At 47.3% G+C, this 1,730-nt stretch carries 1 protein-coding gene and 2 pseudogenes; 1 reads left to right on the top strand and 2 read right to left on the bottom strand.

What is annotated here, in order from left to right; translation table 11 throughout:
- Positions 1-746: pseudogene (locus RMO84_RS14525) on the bottom strand (polyribonucleotide nucleotidyltransferase); the annotation flags it as partial.
- A 191-nt stretch (positions 747-937) separates the two neighbouring features.
- Here RMO84_RS14525 and RMO84_RS14520 point away from each other — a divergent pair.
- Entirely contained in the window at positions 938-1,324 is a 387-nt protein-coding gene (locus tag RMO84_RS14520) for a hypothetical protein (protein WP_310489160.1), read from the top strand.
- Between the two features lie 149 nt (positions 1,325-1,473).
- On the opposite strand, the pseudogene RMO84_RS14515 reads toward RMO84_RS14520, so the two are convergent.
- Positions 1,474-1,730 (bottom strand): annotated as a pseudogene (locus tag RMO84_RS14515) (aminoacyl-tRNA hydrolase); the annotation flags it as partial.

The following is a 1,730-nucleotide window of genomic DNA, read 5'->3' as shown; positions in this document are numbered from 1 at the left end:
TTGGTGCGATCGGCTAAGAAGTTTGCTAATGTCTCGTCGGTAGCTGGTTTCTCGGCATGGATGATCGAGATGCCCAATTCGGCCAGTAATTCCCGTTGGGCGGTAATTAGCTCCTGTACTGCTTCGTAGCCAAAATCGATCGCTTCGATGATATCTTGCTCGGGCAACTGATTGGCACCAGCTTCGACCATGATCACGCCATCGGGAGTACCGGCAACGACTAAATCGAGGTCGCCGATTTGGATTTCGCGATAGGTAGGATTGATAATAAAATCATCGCCGACCAAACCGACACGGACTGCGGCCATCGGGCCATTGAAAGGGAGTTGCGCTAGCAGTGTCGCGATCGATGCTCCGGTCACTGCCAGGACGTCTGGGGGGACTAACTCGTCCAGTGACATGGTGGTAGCGACGATTTGAATGTCATCGCGCAACCAGTCTGGGAATAATGGTCGCATCGGTCGATCGATCAACCGACTGATTAACGTCACTTTTTCGGGAGCGCGGCCTTCGCGACGGAGGAACCCACCCGGAATGCGTCCGGCGGCGTAAATCCGTTCTTCATAATCTACAAGTAACGGGAGGAAATCAATCCCTTCTCGTCCTTTCGCACGGGTGGCGGTAACTAATACGCTGGTATCGCCAGATTCGATTAAGACGCAACCACCAGCTTGGGGTGCGAATACTCCAACCTTAAGTCGAATATCCCTACCGTCAAAGGATATTGACTTATTTATCTCTGCCATTAGGTTGTCCTTTTTTTCTTCACTTCTTCTCTTGCTGTTTGCGATCCTAACATTCTTAGTCACTACGTGGGAATTTTTTTGAAGATCGATCGGATGCTGCTATAGCTATCGATTTAATGATTTAATAGTGGCGATCGTTACAACGATCGATCTGGGTAAGTTAACAAGTAAGTAGTATTGGATTTTTTCTTATGTACGACCTACACCAACGTCTATGGATCGCGCTCTCCCTATCTACTATCGCATTTGCGCCGCTCTGGCCAGCACTAGCCAATCCACGTCCGCTAGAGAGTGTTGTCACCAGTCAGCCTACTAATAAAGCTCCCAAAAACAATAGTGTCTCGACGACACCGCTCGATGCGGTATTGGCTAGTGTCCGTGCCAAAACAGTACCTCAAATTAAAGCTAAGGGCGGTCGCGATCGTCAAATGCTCTCTCGCCCACCTCACGCGCAAAATTCCGCGCATCAAGCTACTAAAGCTAAAGATCGCTCTCTGCAAGGTATCTCACATTTAACCGATACCAATCGCAATTCTCCTAAGATGAATGTTTCCGCAGTCGATCGATTAATTAAGTAATGTTTGAGGTATTTTAGGACACCATTAAATATTGCGATGTCACGACCCTTAGATTCCCGACTTCTCGAAGAAGCGTCTCGCGCTCGTCGGCTTTGCCGACGGTTTAGCGAGACAAGACAGTCGGGAATCTGTTTCTACTAATTTGTAAGTTATTCCACAATCTCCGGCACGGGAATAGATCGGCTATTATAAAGACTCATAGCCTGCTCGACGCCTTTTTTGAGGCTCATTTCGATCGAGTCATTGACTAGTTGAATTACTTCACTCACGATCGGAGTTTCGATTTGTGAAAATTTACCTAAAACATGAGAAATAGTATCTTTCTCGCCAGCACTTTTACCAATCCCGATTCTAACTCTGGGGAAATCTTGAGTTCCTAAATGAGAAATAATTGACTTCATCCCAT

The sequence above is a fragment of the Chamaesiphon sp. VAR_69_metabat_338 genome (assembly GCF_031423935.1).
GTDB lineage: Bacteria > Cyanobacteriota > Cyanobacteriia > Cyanobacteriales > Chamaesiphonaceae > Chamaesiphon.
This window is presented reverse-complemented; position numbering and strand designations above follow the sequence as displayed.

Coding starts and splice junctions, on each gene's coding strand:
- RMO84_RS14520 (WP_310489160.1), top strand. CDS start 938: ATGTACGACCTACACCAACGTCTATGGATCGCGCTCTCCCTATCTACT.